General features: G+C 34.1%; 15 protein-coding genes. 10 read left to right on the forward strand and 5 right to left on the reverse strand.

The window, feature by feature from the left end:
• The 5 genes from QLS71_RS09165 to QLS71_RS09185 all read right to left on the reverse strand — a co-directional run bounded on the left by QLS71_RS09165 (position 1) and on the right by QLS71_RS09185 (position 10,021).
• On the reverse strand, positions 1-1,503 hold the full coding sequence (locus tag QLS71_RS09165) for a pectate lyase (RefSeq protein ID WP_308991063.1): 1,503 nt from the start codon (positions 1,501-1,503) through the stop codon (positions 1-3).
• 96 nt (positions 1,504-1,599) lie between these two features.
• Positions 1,600-3,267 (reverse strand): DUF5123 domain-containing protein, encoded by a 1,668-nt coding sequence (locus QLS71_RS09170; protein WP_308991062.1) that lies wholly within the window; start codon positions 3,265-3,267, stop codon positions 1,600-1,602.
• 17 nt (positions 3,268-3,284) lie between these two features.
• Complete coding sequence (locus QLS71_RS09175; protein ID WP_308991061.1) at positions 3,285-5,111, reverse strand: RagB/SusD family nutrient uptake outer membrane protein; 1,827 nt, start codon at positions 5,109-5,111, stop codon at positions 3,285-3,287.
• A gap of 17 nt (positions 5,112-5,128) precedes the next feature.
• A complete protein-coding gene (locus QLS71_RS09180) occupies positions 5,129-8,683 on the reverse strand; it encodes a TonB-dependent receptor (RefSeq protein ID WP_308991060.1) in 3,555 nt (1,184 codons plus the stop codon).
• 165 nt (positions 8,684-8,848) lie between these two features.
• Positions 8,849-10,021 carry a FecR domain-containing protein gene (locus QLS71_RS09185; RefSeq protein ID WP_308991059.1) on the reverse strand — a complete coding sequence of 391 codons (1,173 nt, stop codon included), beginning with the start codon at positions 10,019-10,021 and terminating at the stop codon, positions 8,849-8,851.
• Positions 10,022-10,157: 136 nt separating this feature from the next.
• On the opposite strand from QLS71_RS09185, the gene QLS71_RS09190 reads away from it, so the two are divergent.
• The 10 genes from QLS71_RS09190 to QLS71_RS09235 all read left to right on the forward strand — a co-directional run bounded on the left by QLS71_RS09190 (position 10,158) and on the right by QLS71_RS09235 (position 21,594).
• A complete protein-coding gene (locus tag QLS71_RS09190) occupies positions 10,158-10,778 on the forward strand; it encodes a sigma-70 family RNA polymerase sigma factor (RefSeq protein ID WP_308991058.1) in 621 nt (206 codons plus the stop codon).
• A gap of 360 nt (positions 10,779-11,138) precedes the next feature.
• The gene (locus tag QLS71_RS09195; RefSeq protein WP_308991057.1) at positions 11,139-11,987 is read left to right on the forward strand and encodes a dihydrodipicolinate synthase family protein; all 849 of its coding nucleotides are present in this window, start codon (positions 11,139-11,141) and stop codon (positions 11,985-11,987) included.
• A gap of 28 nt (positions 11,988-12,015) precedes the next feature.
• A complete protein-coding gene (locus tag QLS71_RS09200) occupies positions 12,016-13,551 on the forward strand; it encodes a sodium:solute symporter (RefSeq protein WP_308991056.1) in 1,536 nt (511 codons plus the stop codon).
• 23 nt (positions 13,552-13,574) lie between these two features.
• Positions 13,575-14,723, forward strand: a complete 1,149-nt coding sequence (locus QLS71_RS09205; RefSeq protein WP_308991055.1) for an iron-containing alcohol dehydrogenase — start codon at positions 13,575-13,577, stop codon at positions 14,721-14,723.
• Positions 14,724-14,734: 11 nt separating this feature from the next.
• A complete protein-coding gene (gene pdxA, locus QLS71_RS09210) occupies positions 14,735-15,760 on the forward strand; it encodes a 4-hydroxythreonine-4-phosphate dehydrogenase PdxA (RefSeq protein ID WP_308991054.1) in 1,026 nt (341 codons plus the stop codon).
• Entirely contained in the window at positions 15,760-16,917 is a 1,158-nt protein-coding gene (locus tag QLS71_RS09215) for a four-carbon acid sugar kinase family protein (protein WP_308991053.1), read from the forward strand. The genes pdxA and QLS71_RS09215 overlap by 1 nt, the downstream gene beginning before the upstream one ends.
• Positions 16,918-16,945: 28 nt before the next feature.
• Positions 16,946-18,085, forward strand: a complete 1,140-nt coding sequence (locus QLS71_RS09220) for an extracellular solute-binding protein (RefSeq protein WP_308991052.1) — start codon at positions 16,946-16,948, stop codon at positions 18,083-18,085.
• 6 nt (positions 18,086-18,091) lie between these two features.
• Positions 18,092-19,237: a CaiB/BaiF CoA-transferase family protein gene (locus QLS71_RS09225; protein ID WP_308991051.1), complete on the forward strand. Its 1,146-nt coding sequence runs from the start codon at positions 18,092-18,094 to the stop codon at positions 19,235-19,237.
• A complete protein-coding gene (locus tag QLS71_RS09230; protein ID WP_308991050.1) occupies positions 19,237-20,370 on the forward strand; it encodes a CaiB/BaiF CoA-transferase family protein in 1,134 nt (377 codons plus the stop codon). Before QLS71_RS09225 ends, QLS71_RS09230 begins: the two co-directional genes overlap by 1 nt.
• Positions 20,371-21,594 (forward strand): extracellular solute-binding protein, encoded by a 1,224-nt coding sequence (locus tag QLS71_RS09235; RefSeq protein ID WP_308991049.1) that lies wholly within the window; start codon positions 20,371-20,373, stop codon positions 21,592-21,594.
• Position 21,595: the final 1 nt, after the last annotated feature.

The raw sequence follows: 21,595 nt of genomic DNA on the forward strand, positions 1-21,595 counted from the left end.
TTATTTTTGGCCTTCTGTAATTGAGGCAACTAAACTGTTTATGTAAACTTCTATATTATCATAACCCGTGCTTAAATCGTTTCCGTTAGGGTTATTGTCAGCTACTTTTAATTTTTTACTTTCCTTCCAAGCATCTGGCATACCATCACCCGAGGTGTCAACTGGAGCGGCTTCAGATTTTAATTCAGGCCACCCGCCAACATCTCCTTGAGAATCTATAATGCCTTTTGTGCTTCCATTAGATCCTTCATAGGTGTAAGTTTTTGTTTTAACTTCTTCGGTTATTCTTAGGTCTATGGCATCTCGTTTTAAGGAAGCACCCCCGTAGGCTAATACTTTATCGTAAGCAACTAAAGCTGTATGTGTGTTCACATTATTATTAATACTAAGTGGTTCTACTAAGCGCATAGCGGTTTTGTCTTCTTCTGAAACAGTGCCGTAGCTACTATGAAATTGGTTAAAAACACCATAACTCCAATTATCTCCAGTAGTTTGTGTACTGCCTTCAACATAATTACCATGAATATAAAACTTGCCCCAGATATCATAAACCTCTGTGCCAGAAACTTTATTTTTATCTAAAGAGGCAATACGTTGAGTTTTTGTAGTGACAGGGCCTGGTTTGTAATAACTATTAGTAATGTTTACATTCATGGCTTCCCCTCCATACAAGCTATTACCTCCCCAATTGTAAATAACATTGTTTCTTAAGTCTACTAAATCTGTAAGTGCAAATGCTGAGCCAGCAGATTCGCCCAAGCGTGGATTCCTACTATCGTGGTGTGCCATCAAATTATGGTGAAATGAAGCGTTTTTTCCACCCCAAATGCCACCATATCCATGAGAGCCTTTGCCATGAACAGAGTTACGTAAGCTTTCGGTTATATAACACCATTGTAAAGTGGTGTTTTCATTATTATAAATAGATACAGTTTCGTCTGTAGACCAACTCATAGAGCAATGATCTACTATGATGTTTTTATGAAATCGACTACCTAAAGCATCACCTTCTTGTTGTGCCTCATCACCCATTCTAAATCTTAAAAACCTTATTATAATATTATCAGCATCTATTGTAACTGGATAATTTCTTAAGCAAATACCATCACCAGGAGCTGTTTGACCAGCAATGGTAAGATCTCCATTCTTTATTTTTAATTCAGAAAGAAGACGTATGGTTCCTGACACTTTGAATATAATGTACCGAGGGCCAGTAGTGTTGATAGCTTCTCTTAAGCTACCAGATCCGTAATCATTTAGAGTCGTAACAAACAGTACTTTACCTCCACGACCACCTGTAGTATTCATGCCGAAGCCCTCTGCGCCAGGAAAAGCTATAGCATTTTCTTGAATTTGAGTAGGTTGCTCTTCTGGTTCAGGTTCTTCTGGTTCAGGCTCTTGTATAATAACCTCTGGTTCTTCAGTAGTATTATCATTTGGAGAGCTACAGCAAACCATAAAAAGAGGCAGAATTAATAGTATTATTTTTAAATATAACTTCATGTCTTTTAAGTTTATGTTAAAAGTGGATATCTTAAAGTTTGATTGCTTTATAGATATCCACTTTACTATATTTAGATAATAGTTAAAAGGATAGCTTTATAATTTTGCTCTCCATCTTGGATCACCAGCGCTAGTTTTTCCTAAGAAATTAGCATTTAGAAAGTTGAAATCGTTTTTTTCTGGATCAATCCATAAATCTTTTTGAGAAGTACCAGCATTTCCAATAGGGATTTCAGCGATTTCTTTACCTGATACAAAAAGGAAATCTGTGGTTGTGTAAGTGTTTATAACAGTGAAATTTGTGCCTCCCAATCCGTTACTTTCACTACCTATTACAGCAAGATCAGCACCAGATAGTTTACCTGTAGGATCCCATTTATGACCAAAAATGGTATTTTTAATTTCAATTCCATTAGTGACGTCATTATTACCATTCCCGCCCCTGTAGCGAAAAATGGTATTGATGTTAGCAAAAGTACAGCTTTCTATAATTAGAGATTGTGATGGTGTTCTTGATTGAATCCCCATTTCAATTTTATTAAAAGTACTATTTGTAAACTTAATATTGTTTATGGTAGCTGCCGTAGCGCCATCAGTATCACAAGTAAGTAATCCGTAACCACCTATACTATCAACAACTGTATTTCTAATTTCAAAATTGTTTATCGAAACATTATCACCTCTTAATCTCATGATACCACGCATGGTTCCAACTTCGCAATTATCAAAAAGTATTTCTCCAATATTTAAATTATTAGAATTATGGTTAAATGCATAATTGCCACCATAATTAGCTCCTCTAACCTCTAAGTCAACAAATCGAATATATCCAATAGGAATTCCAGAAGCGATGTTCATATTGCCATCTTTAAATAGTTTAGCTTTTTGTTTGCCAAAACCGTAGGCAGCTCTAATCGTTACAGATTTATCAAATGCCGTAGAAGGCATGTCATATGTTATACCTCGTTTTACAAGAATAATAGCACCTTCAGGGGCAGAACTTAATGCTGTATTAACCGCAGACGGACTTTCATCCGCTCTAATGTCTATAACTCCTGGACCATTTGGATCTATATCTGCTACTTTGGTAGTGTAATTAACCCAACCCTTAAGTTCGGTTCCTGCATAAATAGCAATTTGATAAGTTGTGTTAGGTTGTAAACCTGTTACAAAAGTTTCTCCTGCTTCAAATTCCTCTTGGGTAACTGTTGCTTCAGGAAAAAGAGGTGTTTCAAGTCTTAAATCATTTGGAGCAAAAACTTTAATACCTGTAATTGCGTCTCCTAAAGGTTCCCAAGCTAGTCTAGCAGATGTGTCAATTACATCATATGATTTTGGTTGAAAAAGAATTGAAGGGAATCTTTGCGTTCTAACACTTCCAAAATCAGATATTTTACTATCGAATAGTGCCTCTGCTTCATGAGCCGTTGCTCTTACTTGGTATATAGAATTCCAAAACAGTTCTTCACCAACTGTATTTTTGTTTATTTCTACATAATTTGTATCTGTCAATATGGTGTATTCAACAGTAGTAAAGGTGTCTCTACTAACTTCAATTGTATAGCCAACAGCGCCTTTAAGTTTTCCCATATTTACAACAATTGTATTACCGTTTGCAAATAAATTTTGGTTTAGAACTGGGCGAAATAAACGAGTTTTATCGTATGTCTGTTCGTCATCTTTATCACATGCACAAAACATGGTTAAGGTTAAGCATAAAAACAATACTGTTTTTATGCTAAATAAGTTTTTATTATTTTTCATAAGTATATTATTTTTGTTTAAATTCCAAAACCGTACTGATTATTCTTTATAGCTCCTTGGCTATTATCAATAGCTACTATAGGTATAGGAAATATGTATCTTGCTACACCTGCTTTTGGGCCATTATAATAATTGTTATAATCATTTAAAATAAATTCTGAGTAGGTGGTTGTATCGTCATGTAGTCCAATTAAAAAGGGTTCTCGAAACCATGTGTCATCTGGTGCAGCTAGAACCTTGGTATCTGGATTTAATACTACAAATTTACCATCTACTGATTTCCAATACATGTAATCAGGTCCAGTACCAGTTCCTACAAATGCTTTGTCTGCTAATTCTATTAAACCATTAACAGTTTCTTGGGTTTTTTCGGCGTAAAGATTCCAGCGTATTAATTCGTATTTACGAATCATTTCACCTCCAAATTCCCATGCGCGTTCGTCAACAATAGCATTAAAAAAGGCTTCTTTAGAAGCTGCTGCACTTGCAACATAAGGGTCTACTTTAGTACTCCAATCCGCAGGATCAAAAGCACGTTGGCGAATTCTCTTAAGCATGTCTTGAGCTTCAATGGTTGGTCCGTTTAACTCATTTTCAGCTTCAGCGTACATTAATAGTACATCAGCATAACGTAGCATTGGCCAGTTGATGCCTGTACCTTTAGCAGATTCTCTTCCTGGAGGTTCTGGCAATAGACGTCTGTTCCATTTTCCTTGAGAAATATTACCAATTCCTGCATGTGCTAGTGTATCTTCTTGAGTAACTCTAAAAAGTCCGCAAGTTACTTCTCTACGAGTATCTTTACTATCAAATGACATGTAGTAAGTTGCAGGTATAGCCATATAATTACTTCCTGAACCGTAATCATGTTTAGCATTGGTACCTCCATCAACTTTAATACCAATATTCCAACCTACATCACCACCGCCTTTAGCAAAAGGAACTTCAAATAAAATTTCTTGATTAACGGGTGTTAAAAACAGATTTTCATTTAAAAATATTTGTCTAAAGTTTGATGTTAATGGTCTATCTTTTAAATCTATTAATTTTTTGGTGTATTGTTTAGCAATGGTATAATAGTCTAAATAATCGTTATCTCTTACCATATTATAATCAGACTCTCCTTCTGGTTTAAGATAATAGCCACCACGTTGTAGTGCTAAACGAGCAATCATACCTAAGGTGTACTCACGATTTACCTGCTCAATCCCGTATGGTAAAGCATCGGCCCATTGCATGTTTTCTTCAACATCAATTAAAGCTTGAATTTCTTTAGTAAGAATTTCATTTCTGTCCGTTTTTGGATAAAAGAAATCAGCACCAGCTACAGGGGCTTCAATAACATAAGGAACATCTCCAAAATAATAGGCCAACATACTATACCAATAGGCTCTTAAAGTATATGTTTCACCTAGTAGTTGATTGAAACTGTTCTTTATAGATACATCTTCAGATTCTAGGTTTCCACTATTGTTTATTCCTTCAATGGCAATGTTCGCATCCCTAATAGCTCTATAAGCATAGGTCCATACAGCGTTTAAATCGCCATTAGATGATTGTGCGTCCAGATTCCAGATTTCACGTCTACCATTATCATATTCAGCATTATGGTATCCAATTTCTATATCGGTTGATCCTGCGAAATTATTTGATAACCTTGATCTAAATGCATCTTGATTAAAATAAGAATAAACAGCATTGACGCCATTTCTAGCATCATCAACATTTGAATAGATAAATTCGGGGTTATATGTAGATATAGAGTCTGGCTCTAAAAAATCTTTGTCGCATGAAGTTGCTATTAACAAAAGAGGTATAATAGCTAAAAAAAGTTTAAGTTTCATATCGATTATTTTTTTTATTAAAATGTTAAGTTAACTCCAAGGGTGTAAGAACGTGATCTTGGAAAAGAAGACTCGTCAAGACCAGGAGTAAAAGGATTACTATTAGAATTAACTTCTGGGTCGTACCCAGAATACTTAGTCCATATATGTAGGTTTCTACCTGTTGCAAACACTCTAAATTTAGATAAGCCCATTTTAGAAATTAATTTTTCAGGTAAGCTATAACCCAAGGTTAGATTGTTCAGTCTTAAGAAAGAACCATCTTCTATTGCCCAATCATGTATTACTGCGGCGGCAACACCATGACTGGCATGAGACCAAATATTTTTACCTTGGTTTAAGTCTCTTAATTGTTCTAGATCGGTTACTATACCGCCAGGAGTACCAGTATAAGAGCCATCAATATCAAGATATGTAAATCTGTTATCTAAACTCATGGTGCTTAGCAGGTTGCCATTAGAAATTCTTCTGTATTGGTTGAATTGTATTTTACCAGTATTGTACACATCATTTCCAACCTGATAGTTGAAAAATGCAGCTAAATCAAAACCTTTATATCTTACATTAAAACCAAAACCTCCTTGAAAGTCTGGTAATGCATTACCAATTATTTTTCGGTCGTCATCGTTAATCTGACCATCTTGTTCATATACTTTTTTTCCATCAGCATCTAAAACAGGAACACCTTCACTATCAACAACTAAAGTCGCTAAGTCTTTTAATTTAAGTGACCCAGGTCTTAAAGCTCCACCTACAGTGCCTGAAGCATCAGCTACACCATCTTTAAGTATATATTTACCACTTACTTCATCATAGCTCTCAAAGTCGTCTACTGAATAAAAGCCTTCAGTTACAAAACCATACATATTACCAATTTTACCACCAAGTTCAAGTTGATAATCGTTTCTATTTCTAAGATCGGTACCAGCCCATCCAGATTGTGCAAATTTTGTTTGTGTACCATCTAATTTTTCTATAGTAAGTACATTTCTGCCAATATTGAAGTTAGCTGATAACGAAAAGTCTTTAGTATCAATAATATAACCTGTTAGGCCAAGTTCAATCCCTTTGTTTGCTGTACTACCAATATTAGCATATTGTTCATTGAAACCAGTATTTGTTGGTATGGCTTGTGTATAGAGCAAATCGCGTGTTTCATTTTCGTAATAGTCTAAACTACCATTTAAGCGTCTTTTAAACATGGTAAAATCCAAACCGTAGTTGCTGGTTACTGTAGTTTCCCATATTAATTCTGGGTTATATAAAGTACTACTGTCGGGTGTATAATAAAGATTGTCTTTATTTCCAAAACCAGGACCTTTGTTTGTTTCAGCTTTAAAGAGGAATTGTGTTAAACCAGAGCTGATTCTATCGTTACCCGTTTCACCATAACTTATTCTTAATTTTAGTTCATCTACAAAGTCTACATTTTGCATAAAATTTTCTTGGTCTATTTTCCAAGCAAAAGCTAATGCGGGAAAAATACCTAAAGAGTTTTCTTTAGCGAATTTACTTGATTGATCTGCTCTAGCGGTAAGTGTAAAAACATACTTGTCTTGTAATTGGAAATCAAATCGTCCAAATACAGATTTTCTATTAGTATCAGTAAATACTCCACCATCAATTCTATCTACATCACCAAACTGCATGTTAGCAAACAATTCTTCAGGAGTGACCGATAATCTGAAATTTTCTGCTCTTATAAAATGGTCTTCTCCTCCACTTGAAGAAATCTCTTGACCAAGTAAAACGTCTAGCCTTGATTCTCCCCAATCTTTTTTATAGTTTAAAGTGTTAATCCAGCGGTATGAATGATCCTCTTTATTTGTTCTTTGTCCTAGTGGTAAACTACCCCCATTGTTAAATGATTCACCAGTTAATGGACCGTAAAATCTCAAATCTTCTTGAAATCCTTTAGAACGAGAAAATGATGATTTTGCAGTAATTTCATCTGTAATAGCCCAAGTTAATGCCGCATTTAATACATAATCATGCTCTGTTCTCCTTCTCCAATCTTGTTTAACCAACTCATTAGGATTTACTAACCCTAAAAGGAATTGTTGAAAATCGTCATTATCAGTTACTTGATTTAAGTCAATATCTAACTCATCTGCAATACCATTTACAGGTCTTGTTTGAACAGCATCTTTAATACTTAGTTGGCTACTTGATGTTCCTGCTCCGTCTTTTATTGAATTTGTTATTCTGGCTTGTGCATCGAAAGAAAGACGATCTGAAATTTTTTGGTTTAATTTAAAGTTGATAGCTGTTCTTTGATAGCCGGAGCCAGTAAGTAACCCTTCATCATTGTTATGTGATAAACTTAAATTCACTTTTGTTAATTCAGTTCCACCTCCAATAGATAAGTTATGATATTCAGAAACTCTAGAACCTCCAAATAGTTCATCTTGCCAATCGGTTGCTTTTCTGTTTTTGTACAGTTCAATATCATCATATTTTCCAAAATATTTTTCAAACCCTTTTATAGCTGCTTCTCCTTGTAAGGCTTCGTATTCGTAATTGGCTAAAACGAATTCATAAGGGCTTAAAACCTCATATTTTCTGTCTTGAGGTAACTCGTTAAATTGATAATAGTTATTATAACTTACAGATATTTTTCCCGCAACAGGAGACTTGGTAGTTACTACAATAACACCATTAGATGCTTGCGCACCATAGATGGCAGTTGCTGCAGCATCTTTTAAAACATCAATAGTAGCAATATCATTAACAGGAATATCATCAATACCACTAACAATAAAACCGTCTACTACAAATAAAGGACTGTTGTCTTGAGATAAGGACGTACCCCCTCTAACTCTAATTCGTACTGTTGAGCCTGGTTCTCCATCGGCAGTGGTTACGTTTACACCTGGCAATCTACCAGAAAGCGCTTCGGCAGCACTTGATACTGGAATTGTTGCAAGTTCTTTGCTACCAATACTAGCAGAAGCACCTGTCATGTCTGTTTTTTTTATTTTTCCATAGCCATAATCAACAATTACAATTTCATCTAATTGACTAATATCTATTTCTAAAGTTACATTAACAGATGATTGGTTGCCAATTGTTACTTCTTGTGTTTTATAACCAACATAAGAAAATACTAATACGGCATTTGGAACAATATTATTTAAAGTGTAACTTCCATCAAAATCGGTAGAGGTTCCATTGGAAGTTCCTTTAACAATCACGGTTACACCTGGAAGTGGACCACCCAATTCGCTACCATCGGTTACTATTCCACTAATTTGTGTTTGTTGCTTAACTTTGGTAATAACAATTTTATTGTCGTCATGAAAGTCAAAATTAAAATTTCCACTAGAAAGAGTCTCTTTTAGTAATTTATTGGCTTTAATACTACCTTTTTTTATTTGCACTTTAGGTGCGTTCTTAAAAAGATCTTCTTGATAAATAAAGGTATAATTAGTTTGTGTTCTTAGTAAATCAAAAATCTCATCAATAGTTACAATCTTGTCTTTATCTATTTCAATTTTACTGTTTTGCGAAAAAATATCGCCTGATGGAAGACTAAAAACTATTGTACAAAACAAGAGTATAAAAGTTTTCATAATTAGTTTTAAATTTTTTTTCTTAGGGAAAGAAAAAACGTTAGTTAGTTTAATTTGCATAAATTTGCTTGTTAATTGATTAAACATTTAGTTTTAATTGGTTAATAATAAAAAGGGGGATGAAGCTGTTTTACTGTCCAGGTACTAGCTTTGTTCCCTTTGTCTTTATTTTATAATAATTTTGTTTTTTGTTATTTCATAGGCATTTATAAAGTTTGTGTTTTTAATTGTTTCTAGTATTTCTTTTACGTTATCTTGTTTGCTAAGTACGCCGTTAAATTTAATTTTTTCGAGGTCAGTATTTGTAAATAATATATCAACGTCGTACCATCTTGATAACGTTGTCATAATTTCTTTTAAGGATTTACTTTTAAAACTAAAAATGCCTTTTTTCCAAGAGATTTCACTGTAAACATTAATTTGATTAATAGTGATGTTTTTATTCTTTAAGCTTAATTTAGATTGTTGATTAGGTAATAAGTTCTGTTTAGAAAATGAATTGCTTACAGTTACTTTGCCTTCAACTAAAGTTGTGATAACATCTTCATTTTTATATGCTTTAATGTTAAACTCTGTACCAAAAACCTCTACTTCCTGATTTTGATTTACTACTTTAAATTTAGCACCTTGGTGATCTGTACTAGGCGAAACGTCAAAATAAGCTTCGCCATAAACTAATTCAACCTCACGACTTATACCTTCAATGAAGGCGACGGGATATTTTAGTTGCGATTCAGAATTTAACCAAACTTCAGTTCCGTCAGATAACTTTACATAAAATTGTCCACCTCTAGGAATGGTTAAATAATTATAAGTGACTTCAGATTTCGCTGTATTTTCTGTTTTATAAACTAACTCTTTACCAGTACTATTTACTCTATCAGTTTGATATGTTTTATTTTTTTCTAAATCTATAACGGTACCATCTTCAAGAGTTAGAGTTGCTTTATTTCTTTCCGTCTCTACATTGTTATTACTATTGTTAACAATAATAACAGGAGTTGTTGTTGCAGGACTGTTAGTGTCTAGGGAATTTGTAGAATAATATGTTAATATTCCAATAAGCACTGCGGCGGCGGCATATTTAAGTATAGATTGTCTTTTTAACCTATAAACTATTGATTTTTCTTTTTTTATAGTTCCAAGGAATTTTTCAATAGCTATTTTTTCTTCTGGATTATTCACGTTGTAAGTTATGGCATAATGTGTTTGTATATAATCTTTAAACATCTGCTCATTGTCAGGGTTTTTAACCCATTCAGAAAGTTTATCCAAATCACTGCTAGTTGCTGATTTAGTTATGTATTTTACTATAAGTTTTTCTATTTTTTTAATCATATACAATTTAAGATAACTAATACTATTACAAAGCTGTTTTTAATAACCCTTGCTTTTTATGTGTTTTTTTTCATATTTTATTATTATTTTTCACAATATTTGATAATCTAATAATAAATAATAAATATTTTTGATATTGTCAGACATCTATAAAGATAATAATAAGCTAATAAATCACCTTGAAAAAGGGGAGGAGAAGGCGTACATATATTTAATAAATACGTATAATAAGCTTCTGTTTGTTTATGTTTTGAGTTTGACAAATGATCATGCTCAATCAGAAGATATCGTTCAAAATGTTTTTTTTAAAGTATGGGCTTCCAGAAAACGCCTAAATGGAAATTATTCCATAAAAAGTTTTTTATATAAAACAGCATATAATGAATTTATTAATCAGTATCATAAAAATAGAGCAATTTCTGTTCTAGAAAAGGTTTATGTGGAAGCGATTAATGAAAGTGTTGATGATAAAAATTCTGAGTTAATAGAGAAAAAAATAGCGATTGTTAATGAGGGTATAAAGCAGCTTCCTAAAAAATGTAAAGAAATATTTCTTTTAAGTAAAATGGAGGGTTTAACTAATATTGAAATTGCGGAACATTTGAGCATATCCACCAAAACAGTTGAAGGGCATCTCACAAAAGCCTATAATCTATTACGTAATAACGTTGGGGACCAATTAAAAAAAATATTATTTTTATTATTTTATTTCTCCCCAAAAACTAAAGTATATAAAAATAAAGCGAATGTTCTTTAAATGCTTTTTTGGTAAGTTCAAATTTATTTTAAATGTTAAGAGCTATCAAATAGTATATGTTATTTGTTCTGTAATCGTAAACTCTAAAAGGTTGGAAATCTTTAAAATTATTATATAAATTAACTTTTTTAGAATAAGAATATCTACTAAAAAATATTCATTTTTTTTACTTCAGCTTTTAGTTGTTAGCTTACCTGTTGTAGTAAAAATCGACTATTAACACCAATAATTAATTTATAAAATCGGTCACCGCTCAAAAATAGTATAGAAGTATTTTTAATTTCCCAATATTGCACATTTTATATTGTAATGTTTAGCAACGTTATATTATGATTTTTAACTGTATTAAAGAAGTTATTTATGCAAAAACGTTTTTCAGGAGTTGTGGTGCCAATGATAACACCGCTTAATAAAGATTATACAGTTGATGTTACTGCTGTTGAACGTATTGTAACACTTTTTGCTGAAAATGGCATTCACCCGTTGGTGCTAGGTACTACTGGCGAGTGTAGTTCAATTAATGAATTGGAAAGTCTTAGATTGGTTGAAGCGGCTGTTAAAGCTAAAGGTGAAAATCAAAATATTTATGCGGGACTCGTAGGTAATCAAGTGGGGGATTTGATAATAAGAGGTAATCAATATATCAATTTGGGTGCCGATTGCGTGGTAGCAACATTACCATCATATTATGGTTTAACTCCTAAACAAATGGCTCATTTTTATAAAACATTAGCAGATAAAATCCATGGGCCACTGATGATGTATAACATCAAAGCCACAACTCAAATGACCATTCCATTGGAAGTGGTAACCGAGTTATCTTCACATCCAAATATTTGGGGGTTAAAAGATTCTGAGCGTGATATAGAACGTATGGAGTTTCTCATCAAAACATATAAAAACAATCCAGAATTCTCATATTTCTGTGGCTGGGGAGCACAAAGTGCAGGGAGTTTGAAGTTTGGAGCCGATGGTATTGTACCTAGTACAGGAAATTATGTGCCAGAAATGTATAAGAAATTATATGCTGCTGCTTTAAATGAAGATTGGAAAATTTGTGATACTTGGCAAAATGAAACAGATATTGTCGCGCAACAATATCAAAAAGATAAAACTTTAGGCGAATCGTTAGCAGTTTTAAAATCATTGATGCATAAAAAAGAATTATGCAACAAAACCATGATGCCACCATTAACCGAGGTGGAATAAATCAAACCAACTAAAAAACTAAATTATTATGCTAAACATTCATTGGATAGATATCGTTATAGTAATCGTATCTGTATTATTTACACTAGGAGCTGGCTTTTATTTTGCAAGTAGACAAAAAAGCTCCGACCAGTATTTTTCAGGAAGTAAAACCATACCGGCTTGGGCAATTGGAATTTCTATTTTCGCAACTTTAATAAGTAGTGTTACTTTTTTAGCGTATCCGGCAGCGGCTTATAAATCAAATTGGATTTTATTAGTGCAAGGTTTAATGGTTCCCATTGTATTGGTGGGGTTAATATGGATTATTGTACCCTTATTCCGTAAAGTGATTCGTTTAAGTACTTATGAATATTTCGAGCGTCGTTTTGGAGTGTTTGCACGTATGTACAGTTCTGTCGCCTTTATATTAACGCACTTCTCAAAAATGGGTACGGTGCTTTATTTAGTTAGTTTAGCCTTGGCAACCTTAACGGGTTTAGACGTGACTACTTATATTTTAATGCTTAGTGTTATTATTATATTACTAACGCTACTTGGTGGTATGGAAGCTGTAATTTGGATGGATGTTATTCAAGGTTTTTTATTAATAGGAGGCGGATTGCTGTGCGTAGGTATTTTACTTTTTAATTATGAAGGTGGGGCAGGAGACATGCTAAGTGAAGCTGTAACTAGAAAAAAAATAGATTTCGGACCGTATGATTTTAGTTTTACTGAATTAACTTTTTGGGTATTAGTTGTTAACGGTGCCTTTTACGCATTACAAAAATATGGAACCGATCAAACCATCGTACAAAGATATTTAGCAGCCAAAAACGATAAAGATGCTAAAAAAGCAGCCTACATTGGAGTGTTTGCTAGTGTACCAGTTTGGGCATTGTTCATGTTAATAGGCTCGTTGTTGTTTGTGTTTTATAACTCTGGAGGCGCTGCATTACCTGAAGGTATTAATGCAGATCAAACTTTTACTTATTTTATAGGAACTGAGTTACCAGTTGGTGCTGTTGGCTTAGTATTGGCAGCGTTAATCGCAGCAGCAGTTTCTAGTTTAGATTCTGATATGAATTGTTTAGCAGCAATTGGTGTAGAGGATTTTTACCAACGTTTCAAGCCTAATTGTACGGATAGAGACCGATTGGTTGTGGGTCGCTTATTAGTTTTGTTTTCAGGAATAGCCATGTCAGGAGTAGCGTTATTATATGCAGCTTGGGATGGTGAAGGTGTTCTAGGTGTTGTATTTCAATTGTACGCTATTTTTTCAGCAGGGATCGTAGGAATATTTCTTTTAGGATTATTCTCAAGAAGAGCTAATAAACAAGGTCTGTATGTAGGTTTAGCTGTATGTGTCGCTTTTACAGCTTATGCCGTATTAACAACCACAAAAATTGGTGGTGCAGTAATTTTAGATTTAGGAAACTATAATTTTCCGCAGCATAAATATATGTTAGGGGTTTATAGTCATTTAATAGTATTGGTAGTAGGTTATTTTGCTAGCTTTTTATTTAAGTCTGAAAAGGTAGATGACAGTTTAACATTCTACGGATATTTAAAACAAAAGAACTAATTTAGTAGTAGTTAATTTTAAAAATGAATTCAATCACATTATTACAACCCGGAAAAATTGTATTTGGAGAACATGTATTAGCGGAACTTTCTAATGAGCAAATAGTATCCCATTCAAACAAAATACTCTTCTTGGTTGCAACACCGTTACTTGATGCTGTTGCTTCAATAATAGAAAATTTGCAGTCAGAAAACAAAGACGTCATATGTGTAGAATATAAGTTTTTGGGAGAGCCCACTTTTGCCCAGTTCAATTCATTATTGGAAAAGTGCGAAGGATTCAATCCTGATTGTGTTATAGGAGTTGGAGGCGGCAGTGTTTTAGACTGTGGAAAATTATTAGCAGCTTTAATAAATAACACCCAAAAATTAGAAGATATAGTTGGTATAGGTTTTTTAAATGGAAGAAAAATAAAACTCATTTGTATTCCAACAACATCAGGAACGGGTAGTGAAGTATCACCTAATGCGATTTTATTAAACGAAGATACCCAAGCTAAAAGTGGTATTATTAGTCCGTTTTTAGTGCCAGATGCTTGTTATCTCGATCCTGTATTAACGATTAGTTTACCAGCTAAATTAACAGCCGAAACGGGAATTGATGCCTTGTCGCACTGTATTGAAGCCTACACCAATAAATTTGCGCATCCAACGGTTGATACCTATGCATTAAAAGGAATCCAACTTATATCTGAAAATCTTCAAAAAGCATATGAAAATGGAAATGATATAGAGGCACGTTCTGCGTTATTGTTAGGCTCCATGTATGGCGGTTTGTGTTTAGGGCCTGTAAATACATCGGCAGTTCATGCATTGTCTTATGGATTGGGTGGAAAATTCCATATTGCTCATGGACTTTCAAATGCCATTTTAATGCCAGAAGTATTGCGTTTTAATTTATCCGCAAATCCAAAGCGTCATGCTGAAGTAGCACGTGGCTTAGGAGTAACTATGATAGGTACAGATGAAGAAGTAGCATGGGCTGGAATAGAAAAAATTGAAGGCTTATCAAAAGGATGTAATATTCCGCAACGATTAACAGAAATTGGTATTACTGAAGACGTATTGCCAGAATTAGCAGATATCGCCATGAAAGTAACGCGATTATTAAAAAATAATCCACGAGAAGTTACTAGAGAAGATGCTATAGCGATTTATGAGAAATTGCTTTAAAAAGAAACAAAATGAAACCAAAAATAGGAATCTCGATGGGCGATCCAGCAGGAATTGGCCCAGAAATAATTATAAAAACATTAGCATTAAAAGACCTTTACAGTCGATGTAGTCCTTTGGTTGTTGGTGATGCTGAAACCATGCAAAATGAAGTAAATGCATTAAAATCATCATTAAAAATAAACGCCATTGAAAATGTAAATGATGCCAAGTTTGAACATGGCACCATTGATGTCTTCGATTTAAAGAATGTCAATAATAGCGAGTTAAAACCAGGAGTTGTAACAGCTATGGCAGGAAAAGCAGCTTTTGAAGCGGTTATAAAAAACATCGAATTAGCCTTAGCCAACAAAATTGATGCTACCGTTACAGCACCTATAAATAAAGAATCTATTCATAAAGCTGGACATAAATATTCAGGGCATACCGAAATTTATGCCGATTATACAAATACCAAAAAATTCGCCATGCTTTTGGCTGACGAAAACTTTAGAGTCATTCACGTAAGCACCCATGTATCGTTGCGTCAAGCCTGCGATTTATGTAAAAAAGACCGTGTATTTGAGGTAATCACTTTATTGGATGATGCTTGTAAAAAGTTCGGAATAGAAAACCCAAGAATAGCTGTTGCAGGATTGAATCCACATGCAGGTGAAAATCAATTATTTGGTGATGAAGAAGTTGATGAAATCATTCCAGCTATAGAACAAGCTAATAAATTAGGTTATACCGTTGAAGGGCCATTTCCTCCAGACACCATGTTTGTTAAAGCGGTTCAAGGAAAATTTGATGGATGTATTGCCATGTACCACGACCAAGGACATATTCCTTTTAAACTAGAAGGTTTTAAATGGGATAATGAAAAGGAAACAATGAAAAGTGTAAAAGGTGTAAATATTACATTGGGTTTGCCTATTATTCGAACTTCAGTAGACCACGGAACCGCTTTTGAGATTGCGGGACAAGGTATTGCTTCGGCAGACGCTATGTTAGTTGCTATTGATTATGCCATTGTTATGGCGAAACACAAAAAATAATGATTTTTGTTTTAGCAGATGATTTAACTGGTGCAGCTGAAATGGCTGGAATATGTCTTCGCTATGGATTAGATGTTTCGTTTGGAATTGATACCATTCCTGAAAAAGAAGCGACTGTTAATATTATAGCAACAGATACGCGTTCGATGACAGAGGATGAAGCGTATGAAGTTCATTTTCATTTAGCCGAAGAAATAATTTCAAAAAAAAATTATACTATATTTAAAAAATGCGATTCGGTATTGCGTGGTCATGTTCTAACGGAGCTTTCAGCATTAATAGATGTAACAGAGAAAAATAGTATTTTACTGCAACCTTCAAATCCAGAGGGGAGTCGTTGTATTGAAAAGGGAATTTACTGGGTAAATAATGATCTTATAGAAAACACTGGATTTGCTGCCGATCCAGATTTCCCTGCTAAAACATCACAGGTTAAAAATCTGGTTCTGGATAGAACTACCAAGAAATCTCATGTTGAAGTTTTTTCAGGTGTTTTTCAAGCTATAAATTCAAAAGGCATCTTTATTCCAGATTGTGATTCTGTAGAAGCATTATCAAAATGTATTAATTTATATAATGAAGAGATGATTATTGGAGGAAGCGCTGCTTTTTTTGAACAATTTCTCATTAAAAAGAGATTAGTAACTTCGAAAATAAACAATAAAACACAAAGCTTTTCAGAAAATTATATGCTCCTTTCAGGAAGCGCACATCCCGAAAGTATCCGTTTTTCAAAAACTCTTGAAATTGCAAAATGTCCTTTAATTGTTTTTACTAAAAGTCTTTTAGAGCATGAGTTTAGTGAGGCTGCTATAAATGACTTTGTAGTGAATATGTCTAATATTTATAACGAAAATAAAAAAATCGTTTTAAGAATTTCCAATACGGTTATTCAATTTGAAAATAGGTCTTTAAACCTGAAAAACAGAATGAGTTTAGTAGCAAAAAGATTTTTAGAAGTTTCTAGCGTTAACGAACTTTTTATTGAAGGTGGTGCAACCGCTTATGATGTTCTTGAAAAACTAAATTGGCAGTCGTTTACACCTATTGAAGAGTTAGCTCTTGGTGTTGTACGGATGCAATATGATAAAAACCCTGACAGGTTTATTACCATAAAACCGGGTAGTTACCAATGGCCAGAAGGATTATTAAATTAGTATATCTAAATTGATTAAGAAATAATAAATGATAACATTAAAAGGAATCGCTTGGAATCATACGCGGGGTTTTACTTCGGTAGTAGCAACAGCACAACGATTTGAAGAGCTAAATCCTGATGTAAGAATTACATGGGAAAAACGCTCGTTACAAGCTTTTGCAGATGCTTCTTTAGGTGAGTTAACAGCTAATTACGATTTGCTGATTATGGATAATCCACATGTGTCAATTGCTGCAAGGGATAAAGTGTTATTATCTTTTGACGATTATTTAGATGCTGCATTTTTAAAAGAATTAGCCAATAATAGCGTTGGAAAATCGCATGCTAGTTATCATGTGAATGGTAAGCAATGGACGTTGGCAACTGATGCTGCAACACCCATTGCAACTTGGAGAGAAGATTTGGTAAGTAAATACAATGTGCAAATCCCTAAAACTTGGGAAGAGTTGATGAAGTTGGCAAAAACAGGAAAAGTGGCGTTTGCTTCCATACCAATTGATACGTTGATGCATCATTTTATGATGTGTATTGCCTTAGGAGCTGAGGTTTTTGAAAGCAAAACGGAAGTGGCACCACGCCAAATAATGATTGAAGCCATCAAAACCTATAAAGAATTATTAGATTTAGCACCGTCGTTTTGTTTAGAAATGAATCCTATTAAGGTTTATGAACGCATGACGCAAACCAATGATATTATTTACAGTCCGTTCAATTATGGCTATTCAAATTATTCGAAAAAGAATTATGCCGACCATGTTTTAAAAGCAGGAGGTTTGGTAACTTTTAATGGAAAACGACTGCGTTCTACCTTAGGAGGTGCTGGTATTGCAGTATCTTCAAAAACAAAACATGCTGAAATTGCCATGAAGTATGCAGAATTTATAGCTTCAGAAAAGGTTCAATCAGGTTTGTATTTCGAATTTGGAGGGCAACCAGGACATAGAAAGTCATGGTTAGATGAAGGTGTGAATAAACAATGTAAAGACTTCTTTAAGGATACATTACAAACTTTAGATGAAGCTACCATGCGTCCGCAATATTATGGCTATATGCATTTTCAAGATGAAGCAAGTCCTGTAATTCATGAAGCTATTTCTGGAAAAACATCCATAGAAGCTGCGGTAGATAAGATGAATGAAATCTATAAAGAATCTTTAACACATTAAACAAATATGAAGCCATTAGAAGGTTTATTGGTTTTAGAATTTGCCCAATTTTTGGCGGGTCCTTCGGCAGGTTTAAAATTGGCCGATTTAGGCGCACGTTTGATTAAAATTGAGCGTCCTGTAAAAGGAGAGGCTTGCAGACAATTAAGTATTAAAGATTTGTTTGTAGATGAAAGTAGTATGCTATTTCATACCATCAACCGAAATAAAGAATCCTTTGCTGCCGATTTAAAGAATCCAGATGATTTAGCGCAAGTAAAAAAACTAATCGCTAAAGCAGATATTATGACTCATAATTTCCGCCCAGGCGTTATGGAAAAAATAGGCTTGACGTTTGAAGATGCTTTCGCCATCAACCCCAAAATTATTTACGGTGTTATTACTGGTTATGGCGAAAAAGGGCCTTGGGCAAAAAAACCGGGACAAGATTTATTAATACAATCGCTTTCGGGTTTAACTTGGTTGAGTGGAAAAAGCAGTCAAGGGCCTGTGCCTTTTGGTTTGGCGGTGGCCGATTTAATGTGTGGTAATCATTTTGTTCAAGGCATTTTAGCAGCGTTACTTAAACGAGCTAAAACTCGAAAAGGTGTTCTGGTTGAGGTGAGTTTGTTGGAGTCTATTTTAGATGTTCAGTTTGAAGCCATCACCATATTTTTAAACAATGGAGGCAAATTAGCCGATAGAGGAAATGTTCGCGGTAGTGCTCACGCCTTTTTAAGTGCGCCTTACGGAATTTACGAAACCAGCGATGGCTATTTAGCATTGGCAATGGGCGATTTACTTTTACTAGGAAGTATTCTTGATGTTGATTTAAGCAAATACACCAATAAAAAAACATGGTTTAGGTCGCGTGCAGCCATTCGGAAAATATTAAGTAAAAAAATAATTACCAAAGATTCAGATTACTGGATTAAAGCTTTGCGTGAAAAAGGGATGTGGTGTGAAAAAGTGTCAGATTATAACGATTTAAATAGCCAACCTTTCATCAACGATTTACAGTTGAAACAAACCGTTAAAAATTTTGAAGGAAAAGAAATGCTAACGACGAGACTTCCAATAAAGTTTGATGAAACTATTTTAAGTAGTGCTAAAGCAGCACCAAAAGTAGGAGAAGATAATGAGAAGATTTACGAACAATTTTTAAATAATTAATGAAACCATTAGAAGATTATTTAATAGTAGATTTTAGTCAGTTTTTGTCTGGACCATCAGCGAGTTTACGTTTGGCAGATTTAGGAGCTAGAGTTATTAAAATTGAAAAACCTGGAACAGGTGATATCTGCAGAACGCTGTATACTTCCGATTTAATAATGAATGGTGAGTCGTCTATTTTTCATACCATCAATAGAAATAAAGAATCCTTTGCAGCCGATTTTAAAAATGCAGAAGATTTGAAAATCATAAAGAAATTATTGGCTAAAGCCGATGTCGTGATGCATAATTTCAGACCCGATGTTATGAAACGTATTGGTTTAAGTTATGATGATGTAAAAGCTATCAACCCAAAAGTGATATATGCTGAAATTTCAGGTTATGGCAATCATCCCGATTTAAAGGATAAACCCGGTCAAGATTTATTGTTACAATCCATGACTGCCTTAACATGGTTAACAGGCAACCAAAATGACGGTCCGGTGGCTATGGGATTATCCATTGTCGATATGTTGGCAGGTGCTCATTTGGCACAAGGTATTTTAGCGGCGTTGTATAGAAAAACAGTCAATGATGCTGGTGCTTTGGTGCAGGTGAGTATGCTAGAATCTGCTATCGATTTTCAGTTCGAAACCATCACCACGTTTTTTAACGATGGCGGCGAATTACCAGTACGAACCAAAAGCAACAATGCCCATGCGTATTTAGGCGCGCCGTACGGCATTTATAAAACCAATAATGGTTTTTTAGCCTTGGCTATGGGGTCTATTCCTGTGTTGGCACAACTTTTAAAATGTGATGCTTTATTGCAATTTTCTGAAAATAAATTTGGGTTAAGAGATAAGATTAAAAAAGTATTAGCAACACATCTTAAAACCCAAAACACAGATTATTGGCTAGCCATTTTAGAACCTGCCGATATTTGGTGTGCTAAGGTTTTAAATTATCAAGAGCTTTTTGAGGAAGAAGGATTTAAAGTTTTAGATTTTGTTCAGAAAGTCACGATGGGCGATGGGTATTCGTATGAAACAACTAGATGTCCTATAAAAATTGATGGTGAATTGTTTATTTCTGAAAAAGGTTCGCCAAAACTTGGTGAGCACAACAAGAAAATTTTAAAGGAGTTAATGTAAATGGATAAGATAAGAATCGCCGTTCGGAAATTTGAACCTTTTGAAACGACTTTAAAAAAGTTGTGGGACGCATTTAGTGTTGAAAATAATTTAAATATGGAAGCAGAAATGATTCCGTTGGAACTTCACGATTTATATGAAGAAACGCTCACTAAAAAAGGCTTGCAAAATGGCGATTGGGATATTGCTCACATAAACACCGACTGGATTTTTGATGCTGTAAATTCTAAGGCCGTTGAAAATTTATCACCATTAATTGCTCAAAATCCACCTCAAAATTTTCCAGAAGGTTGGCATGAATCATTATTGCACCTTCAAGAAATAAATAATCAAGTTTACGGCTTACCATTTCACGATGGGCCAGAATGTTTAATTTATAGAAAGGATTTATTTGAAGATATTTCAGAAAAAGAAAACTTTAAAAATCAATATGGTTACGATTTGCAACCACCAAAAACTTGGGAACAATTCACTCAAATAGCTGAATTTTTCAACAGACCAAGTGATAATCTTTACGGTTGCGTCTTTGCAAACTATCCCGATGGTCACAACATGGTATTCGATTTTTGCTTACAATTATGGACACGTGGCGGTTCGTTATTACATGACAATAATCAGATAAATATTAACAAACTAGAGGCAATTCAAGCATTGGATTTTTACAGACACATAGTAAACAATCCAAAAACAACACATCCCAAATCTAAAGAATTTGGCTCGGTAGAAGCAGGTATGGCATTCGCAACTGGAGAAGCAGCTATGGCAATAAATTGGTTTGGGTTTGCATCCATGTGCGAAGTTATTGAAGCTTCCAAAGTAAAAGGAAAGGTTGATATTGCAGAATTGCCACATGATGAAAACCAAAACTCAGCTTCGTTAAATGTCTATTGGTTATATACCATAGGTTCGGGGAGCAAACATAAAAATATAGCTTACGATTTTTTAAGATTTGCGACGACACCTCAAAGTGATAAACTGTTAACCAATGAAGGCGGTATCGGTTGTAGAAAATCTACTTGGAATGATACTGAAATCAATAAAACCATTCCGTATTATCACAAGTTAAGCATGCTTCATGAAAATGCACTAACGCTGCCACAAACTCCTGTATGGCCAAAAGTAGCTGAATTAATAGATTACATGGTACTAAAAGCTATTGATAGCAAAATACCTTCAGCTCAATTGTTAGAAGAAACTCAAAAGAACATTCAAAAAATAATATAAA

Source organism: Mariniflexile litorale, assembly GCF_031128465.2.
Classification (GTDB): domain Bacteria; phylum Bacteroidota; class Bacteroidia; order Flavobacteriales; family Flavobacteriaceae; genus Mariniflexile; species Mariniflexile litorale.

Excerpts from the sequence above, each read along its gene's own strand:
- QLS71_RS09165 (WP_308991063.1), bottom strand. The coding sequence starts at position 1,503 with ATGAAGTTATATTTAAAAATAATACTATTAATTCTGCCTCTTTTTATG.
- QLS71_RS09170 (WP_308991062.1), bottom strand. The coding sequence starts at position 3,267 with ATGAAAAATAATAAAAACTTATTTAGCATAAAAACAGTATTGTTTTTA.
- QLS71_RS09175 (WP_308991061.1), bottom strand. The coding sequence starts at position 5,111 with ATGAAACTTAAACTTTTTTTAGCTATTATACCTCTTTTGTTAATAGCA.
- QLS71_RS09180 (WP_308991060.1), bottom strand. The coding sequence starts at position 8,683 with ATGAAAACTTTTATACTCTTGTTTTGTACAATAGTTTTTAGTCTTCCA.
- QLS71_RS09185 (WP_308991059.1), bottom strand. The coding sequence starts at position 10,021 with ATGATTAAAAAAATAGAAAAACTTATAGTAAAATACATAACTAAATCA.
- QLS71_RS09195 (WP_308991057.1), top strand. The coding sequence starts at position 11,139 with ATGCAAAAACGTTTTTCAGGAGTTGTGGTGCCAATGATAACACCGCTT.
- QLS71_RS09200 (WP_308991056.1), top strand. The coding sequence starts at position 12,016 with ATGCTAAACATTCATTGGATAGATATCGTTATAGTAATCGTATCTGTA.
- QLS71_RS09205 (WP_308991055.1), top strand. The coding sequence starts at position 13,575 with ATGAATTCAATCACATTATTACAACCCGGAAAAATTGTATTTGGAGAA.
- pdxA (WP_308991054.1), top strand. The coding sequence starts at position 14,735 with ATGAAACCAAAAATAGGAATCTCGATGGGCGATCCAGCAGGAATTGGC.
- QLS71_RS09215 (WP_308991053.1), top strand. The coding sequence starts at position 15,760 with ATGATTTTTGTTTTAGCAGATGATTTAACTGGTGCAGCTGAAATGGCT.
- QLS71_RS09220 (WP_308991052.1), top strand. The coding sequence starts at position 16,946 with ATGATAACATTAAAAGGAATCGCTTGGAATCATACGCGGGGTTTTACT.
- QLS71_RS09225 (WP_308991051.1), top strand. The coding sequence starts at position 18,092 with ATGAAGCCATTAGAAGGTTTATTGGTTTTAGAATTTGCCCAATTTTTG.
- QLS71_RS09230 (WP_308991050.1), top strand. The coding sequence starts at position 19,237 with ATGAAACCATTAGAAGATTATTTAATAGTAGATTTTAGTCAGTTTTTG.
- QLS71_RS09235 (WP_308991049.1), top strand. The coding sequence starts at position 20,371 with ATGGATAAGATAAGAATCGCCGTTCGGAAATTTGAACCTTTTGAAACG.